The sequence below is a fragment of the Longimicrobium sp. genome (assembly GCF_036387355.1).
GTDB lineage: Bacteria > Gemmatimonadota > Gemmatimonadetes > Longimicrobiales > Longimicrobiaceae > Longimicrobium.
The window spans coordinates 1-6,854 of sequence record NZ_DASVTX010000589.1; the positions used below are offsets into that span (position 1 = coordinate 1).

At 70.8% G+C, this 6,854-nt stretch carries 7 protein-coding genes; 2 read left to right on the forward strand and 5 right to left on the reverse strand.

The window, feature by feature from the left end:
* Positions 1-25 precede the first annotated feature (25 nt).
* From VF665_RS25525 to VF665_RS25545, 5 genes are all read right to left on the reverse strand, one after another.
* Positions 26-817 (reverse strand): hypothetical protein, encoded by a 792-nt coding sequence (locus VF665_RS25525; protein WP_331056324.1) that lies wholly within the window; start codon positions 815-817, stop codon positions 26-28.
* Between the two features lie 155 nt (positions 818-972).
* On the reverse strand, positions 973-1,812 hold the full coding sequence (locus VF665_RS25530) for a hypothetical protein (RefSeq protein ID WP_331056325.1): 840 nt from the start codon (positions 1,810-1,812) through the stop codon (positions 973-975).
* Positions 1,813-2,419: 607 nt separating this feature from the next.
* A complete protein-coding gene (locus tag VF665_RS25535) occupies positions 2,420-3,598 on the reverse strand; it encodes an NAD(P)/FAD-dependent oxidoreductase (protein ID WP_331056326.1) in 1,179 nt (392 codons plus the stop codon).
* 282 nt (positions 3,599-3,880) lie between these two features.
* The gene (bla, locus tag VF665_RS25540) at positions 3,881-4,792 is read right to left on the reverse strand and encodes a subclass B3 metallo-beta-lactamase (protein ID WP_331056327.1); all 912 of its coding nucleotides are present in this window, start codon (positions 4,790-4,792) and stop codon (positions 3,881-3,883) included.
* A gap of 136 nt (positions 4,793-4,928) precedes the next feature.
* The gene (locus tag VF665_RS25545) at positions 4,929-5,585 is read right to left on the reverse strand and encodes a hypothetical protein (protein ID WP_331056328.1); all 657 of its coding nucleotides are present in this window, start codon (positions 5,583-5,585) and stop codon (positions 4,929-4,931) included.
* A 240-nt stretch (positions 5,586-5,825) separates the two neighbouring features.
* Between VF665_RS25545 and VF665_RS25550 the strand changes: the two genes are divergently transcribed.
* Positions 5,826-6,179, forward strand: coding sequence for a metalloregulator ArsR/SmtB family transcription factor (locus tag VF665_RS25550; RefSeq protein WP_331056329.1), 354 nt, complete (start codon positions 5,826-5,828; stop codon positions 6,177-6,179).
* A gap of 3 nt (positions 6,180-6,182) precedes the next feature.
* On the forward strand, positions 6,183-6,692 hold the full coding sequence (locus tag VF665_RS25555; protein ID WP_331056330.1) for an SRPBCC domain-containing protein: 510 nt from the start codon (positions 6,183-6,185) through the stop codon (positions 6,690-6,692).
* Positions 6,693-6,854: the final 162 nt, after the last annotated feature.

Genomic DNA, 6,854 nt, shown 5'->3' on the forward strand with positions numbered 1-6,854 from the left:
CCCCACCGCGGCGTACCGCGTCAGGTCAGCCGCAGACGAAGTGCGACGAGTAGAAGGTGCCGCCGCCGGTGGCGCCGCTCACCGGGGTAAAGCCGTGCGTGCCGGTGACTTCCCACTTGATGGTGCCCAGGTAGTTGGCCACTCGCGACGACTGCAGGGTGAGCGGGCTGCCGCTGCCGCTGCTGTGGCTGCTGTCGAACTGCTGCGAAGCGTTGTTGCATCCGTATCCGCTCTCCGCGCCCACGTTGCGGAAGCTGGCGTCCAGCGTGGTGAACGCCACGTTGGCGTTGGCCGTGGACCAGCTCGTGAGCGTCACTTCCTTGAGCAGGGTGCCGCCGCGGTTCACCCACACCGGGCCGCTGGCCGACGAGCCGTAGCCGAACTGCGCCACCGCGCCGGTGGGCGTGGGCTGGCATTCGGGCAGCGACGAGTCCCACTGGCAGGGGTCGCCGCAACCGCGGGCGTACGGATCGGAGTAGCAGTCCACCGGCTCCTGCGGGCACTCGCCGTAGTACGCGTTGGAAACGTCCCCGCTGCCGTCCCCCGCCATGAGCGGAATGGCCGGGCAGTTGTAGTACAGCGACGCCGCGCCGGACTCGGTCAGATTGCGCACCGCGTTCACCCGCGAGCGCCCCGCCTGCTTCACGATGGCGTCCACGCTGGGGGCGGCGATGCCCAGGCTGGCGAAGTCGGACTCGTCGTACACGTTCACCACCCGCGGCGCGTCGGCGTCCTGGGCCGGGGGAGCCGCGGTGGGGTTGTCCGCGCAGGCGGCCAGCGAACCGGCCAGGAGCAGGGAGAGTGCAAGCCTTTTCATGCGTCCTCCAACGGGTGATGAGTGAACCTCCACCCGCCGGGGTGGGGTTCGGGGGACCGCGCAACCGATCATTCGGTGGCGCAAAACGAATCTAGCCGATCCCCCACCCGATGCATTCACGCCCCCAAACGTTTCCTTCACTCTCCCGAACGACCTTACGCGGCGACGGCGGCTCCGGCCTGCTTGGTTTCCGTCAGTTCCCAATCGTGGCGACGGATGCGGTCCACAAAGGCGTTCACCAGCGGGTCCAGCCCGTGCTGCTGCACGGCGCGCCGCACCGCGTCCCCGGCGTAGCGGACGAACTGATTGTGCACTGCGGAAGGTGACGGGAACTGGAGCGCGAGCGCCACGCTCTCCAGCGAGCGCCCGCGGTCGTGCATCAGGACGGCGGCGTGGAACAGCCGCGCCCACACAATCAGCTTGTTGAGGGGAGGAAAGCCGGCCGCGCGCAGGTGGTCGCGCACCGTCTTGCTGTGGCGGTGGACCGCGTGGGCCACCTCGTCCGGGCACAGCGGTGCGTGCGCGCGCTGCAACACCAGGCGCAGCAGCGGCACCAGGTCCGGCGGCGTGGCCTCTTCCAGCGCGGCGAGCACGCGGCCCACCACGGTGGCTGCCTGCACCTCGGCCAGGATCAGGCGCAGCGAGGTGGGGTGGTCGTCCGCGTTCAGCGTCACCACGCCGCGCACGTCCAGCTCGGTGGCCAGCAGCAGCACGTCGCGCGCGGGCCGGCGCTGAAAGTCGCCGTAGGGCAGCAGGACGATGGACGGAAATGCGGTGTGGAACAGGCGGGCCTCGTCCAGCGAAAGCCCCGCGGAGCCGTACGGGTCGAACACCAGCAGGTGCGGGCCGCGGCATTCCGCCATGGCGCTGCACTCCGCCCACCCGGGCGCCTGCAGCACCTGATACGGCACCCGCGCCGCGCGTTCAATGGTGAGGGCCGCGTCCAGGCGCGACCGGGACTGGGGACAGGACAGCATGGACACGAGGATGGGCATGGGTGCGCTCCAGGGGTCGGGGGCGTATGGCTGACGGGCGGCCAGGCCGAGCCGGCGGGTGGGGCGCGCGTTTCTGCCCTGGCGTGCAGCTGCGCGTTCCGAATGTCTGCCCGCGTCCACGCGTGGATTCGTCCCGGCGGCCAGGGGAAGGCCGCGGGCGAGGAGGGAAACAGGCGAAGTTTTCGGCGCGCGGGGCACACGGAAAATACGTGCCGGAAAAGTGCGCCCAAATCCGGTTTTCCCGATTTTTGGACCTTCCTCCCACTCCATCCTCCCCCGCACCAACTGTTTCCGCGAATCCACCCCGGATCAAGGTTTCAGAAACCTTTGTTCAACGACAGGAGCCCCGATCCGCAGGACGGCGGAGAGCCACGTGCCCTCCGCCGCCCCCCGCGGAGTTCACCCAGAGCACTAGGCGCAAGCGGGCGCCGAGGTGGGCCCACGCTCTTCCTGAAAACCGCGAAAGGTACAGAGGAACAGAGAACTGCCAGAGGAACAGAGGAGCCATGTGCTGTCCTCTGTTCCTCTGGTCCTTTTCTCTGTTCCTCTGTACTCCCACGCTGTTTTCGTGTCGGCGTTCACGCAGAGCACCTGGCGCGGATGGCGATCACTCCAGGACGGGATGGCGCACAAGGAGTGCGCCCCCGGACCGCGGCTCGCGCCCGGCGCCGACGTCGGGGAACGATCCCCGGCCAAAGAACACCTTGTGCGCGGCGGCGCGGAACGGCGGAAGGCGGAGCGCCGCACAGGCCACCTCGGCCGCGGCGGGCGAGCGCACCGCGGACAGCACGCGCCGGATGAGCAGGCGCGTGCGAAAGCGGGCGCGGAGCGCGGCGCCGTCGTACGGCGCCAGCGCGGCCTCGCTCCCCGTGGCCAGGAACGCGGCGGTGACGCTCGCCGCAAGCTCCGAGAGGCGAAGGCACGGGTCCAGCCCGCCCGCGGTCAGCGGCGACACGGCGCCGGCGGCGTCGCCCGCCAGCAGCCCGCGCGCGCAGGCGATGCGCGGCAGCACCCCGCCCACCGGAATGCGCCCGCCGCGCCGCTCGGCCGGCACCACGCCCTGGAGCCGGAACCGCGCCGCCACCCGCGCCTGAAAGCGCCGGAGCGCCTCGGCCGGCTTGAAGCGCGCCGCGTATCCGCCCACGCCCACGTGCACCTCCTCGCCATCATCCACCACCCAGGCGATGTAGCCGGGCGCCACGCTGGGATCGATCCAGCAGTGGAATGCGGGTTCGTGCCCGGTGCGCACGCCGTGAAAGACCTCTTCCACGCCCACGATCCACTCGCGGTTCTCGTCCAGCCCCAGCCCGGCCGCCACCCGCGATACGGCGCCGTCCGCCCCGATGACGAAGCGCGCCCGCAGCCGCTCGTTGTGCCCGCCCCGCTCCAGCGTGGCCACGCAGCCGCCCGCGTCCGGCTCCAGCGCGGCAAGGCTGGTGCTGGGCGCCCACTGCACGCCGGCGGCAAGGCAGGCGTCCAGACCGCGGCGGTACAGCGCGCCCATGCGGCCCACGCGATACTCGTCGTGCGGGCTCTGCAGCACCGCGGCGCGGCGGGTCGGCGAGTACAGTTCCACACGCCGCACCGGCGGGCCCAGGCAGTCGTCCGGGAGCGCGTAGCTTTCCAGCGTGCGCCGCACAAAGATGCCCGTCGTGTGCACCGCGTGGTCCACGGCGGGCTTGCGGTCCGCCAGCAGCACGCTCGCGCCGGCCTCGCCCAGGCGGCGGGCGCACTCCAATCCCGCCAGCCCCGCGCCCACAACGAGCACGTCCACACCCGCGCTCACGGCCGTGCTCCCGGTCGCGAGGCGAGCGCCCGAGCGGCGCCGGGCCTGGTCTTGGTTCGATGGATGATGGAGATCGGCATGGTCCCATCCAGTGGATCGGGTGAACGGCGCCGGCGCATCCGGCATCATTGCCGTGAAGTACTTTATTATGCAAAGCGCGTGCACACAAGCCGGAGTCACCGCTGCCCTTTATCCTCGGCAGAGATGAGTGGCCGAATGGAACAGAGGCGCGGAGAACGTGTCTCCGCGCCTCTGTTTCTCTGCCGAAGCCGGCGTTCCGGATCAGTTCTGCCGGGTCCGCTCGCTCTCCAGGCGGGCCTGCAGCTGGGCGCGGCTGCGGGCCGCGTACTGCCTGCACGCGTCGCGGTCGATCAACCCGTCCGGCGCGGTGGCCACCCGCTGCCACAGGCTGGACCCGCTGGGGTGCGGCGTGATGAGGATGTCGCACGAGAGCCGCTCCAGCACCGCGTATCCACGCTCAAAGTCCGCGGCGGCGTTGGGATAGCGCGTGTTTCCGCTGAACCGGAAGCCGTCCGCGGAGATCGGCGACTGGCTGTCGGCGTACACGAAGTCGACGCACCGGCCGCCCTCGCACGAGCGCCACGTCCACGTGGTGCCGCCCGGCGTGTGGCCGGCCGTAATGTACGCCGTGAGCGCGAGGGAGCCGACCCGCATGGGCCTCCCCTCCTGGATCGTGGTGACGTTGGGGACCGGCGGTGTCGGGAAGAGTTCGCCGTACTGCGGATCGTTCTCCCCCGCCCTGCCGCTGCGGACGGCGCCGGCGCTCTGCGCGCTCACCGCAACCGGCGCCCCCGTGGCCCGCTGCAGCGCGGCCAGTCCGCCGGAGTGGTCAAAGTGCGCGTGCGAGTTCAGGATCAGCTTCACGTCCCGCGGATCGAACCCCAGCGCGCGGATGTTGGCCAGGATCAGCGGCGCGGAGTTCGGCAGCGCGCCATCGATCAGCACGTGCCCCTCCGGCGAGGTGATGAGGATGGAGGCGAGCCCGTCCGTCCCCACGTAGTACGTGTTCCCGAACAGGTGCACGGGGCGGTGAGGGACGTTCCACGCCGCGCAGTTGGAGCACTGGTCCGCCGGGTAGCCCCGCGTCAGCGGATCGGACTGCGCCTGTGCCGCCGCGGGCAGCCCCATCCATGCGCCGAGCAGCAGGGGAAACACTCGCCGAAGCATGGTCATTGATCCTCCCGTGAAATGCACGTCGCCGAACCTCCGCCAGCGGGTGCGGCGTTGCCCCGAACATGCGCGCCGCGGCGGCCGGCACACAAGTCCGGACGGCGCACGGGTCACGGAGGATGAAGGCCGGCCCGGCGCGTCAAACCGGCCACGCCGTGGCCACGACTTCGCGGAAGCCGGGCGCGGGCGTCTCGGCCATCGCGGTGCGCACCATCAGCTTCTGGAAGCCGGCGTACGCCAGCGGATTGCGCTCGATCTCGTCGGCGTGTGCGTTGAAGTAGTCTTCCGCGCTCACCCCGGTGTCATCCGGCATGGGCCTGGGCGTGCCGGGTGCCTGCGCGGTGAAGTTGGCCAGCCGCAGCTCCGTAGCCGCGGCGGGCGGCGCGGCGGGGTGGTCGCGCCAGAACGCGACCATGATGCGGTTGGCCTCGTACTCCGCCTGCCAGCGGTTCAGCGGGCGCTGCGCCGCCTCCTGCAGCCAGTGCCCAAGCTCGTGCGCCACCAGCAGATGGTTGAACACCTCGCGGTACTGCTCGCGCCCGGACAGCCCCAGCGTGCCGATCGCGCCGAAGCGCTCCATGGCCGCGCGGCGCGCGTCGCCCAGCAGCTCGTACGGGACGAGCACGACGGCGCCGCTTTCGTACCGGATCGGCCCCGGCTCCGTGGCGATGCGGATCACCGGCTTGAACGGCGGCGCGCGGCCGCAGTCCACCACCGCGGCGTGAAAGGTGTCCACCACCGGCTGCGCCAGCACCAGGATCGCGTTCGTGTCCACCGGGTCACCGGGCAGGGTCATGGGATCCATCGCGGGAGGGGTTTGATGGTCATCCTTGATCGTGCTGCACGCAGCGCAATCGGGCTTGATGTCAGCGCGGCACGGCAGAGTACCGGAAGAAGGCCGTCGCGCGCCAGCGGGTCCAGGCCACAATCCTGGTCCAGGTACCCTTGGACGTGGTCCGGCACCCGGCGCATCCGCGCACGGCAGTCCGTGCGAGACGCTTGCGGCCGGCACCTCTGGGGTTTATTGTACAACCATATGGTTGTATATGCTCATCCCCTGACGGACGCGCAGATCGACCGCGTGTTTCACGCCCTCGCCGACACGACGAGGCGGGACATCGTCGCGCGCGTGCTGGCGGGCGAGCAGGCGTCCGTATCCGCGCTGGCGGCACGGTACCAGATGTCCTTTGCGGCCGTGCAGAAGCACGTCGCCGTGCTGGAAGGCGCCGGCCTGGTGACCAAGCACGCGCAGGGCCGCGAAAAGATCGTCCGCGGCAACCCGGAGCAGATCGCGCGCGCGCGTGACCTGCTCGCCCGGCTGGAGGCGCTGTGGAAGGCCCGCTTCAGCCAAATCGACACGCTGTTCACCGACACCCCTACCCAGGAGTAAGCAATGCCCCTCACCTCCGTTACGTCAAACGCCGACGCGCTCACCCTTACGGTGGTGGGCGAATACCCCGTTCCCGTGGAGCGCCTGTGGGCGGCGTACGCGGATCCGCGGCAGCTGGAGCGGTTCTGGGGGCCGGAAACATGGCCCGCCACCTTCACGCGCCACGACATGGAGGTGGGCGGCCGGTCAGAGTACTACATGACCGGCCCGGACGGGAGCACCGCGCGCGGCTGGTGGCGGTTTCTGGCGGTGGAGCCCGGGCGGCGCATCGAGCTGCAGGACGGCTTCTCCAACGACGACGGCACGCCCAACGACGGAATGCCTTCCATGCGGATGGTGTTCAACTTCGAGCCGACGGACACCGGGTCGCGGTTCACGAGCGTGACGCACTTCCCCAGCACGGAGGCCATGCGGCAGCTGGTGGAGATGGGGATGGAGGAGGGGCTGCGCTCGGCGATGGGCCAGCTGGACGGCGTGCTGGCCGAGCCCGTTTCCGTCGGCGCCTCGCGCTGACGGCCGGCGCGCCGCGTTGGCGGACGGCGCGGCACGCCGAAGGGCCGGACCCGCACGGGTCCGGCCCTTTCTCTTGTCTCGCTCGGCGGCCGCCTGGGTGAAATGCGCGCCTACTCCCGGGCGATCCACTCCAACACCGGCGCGAGCCACTCGGGGCGCGGG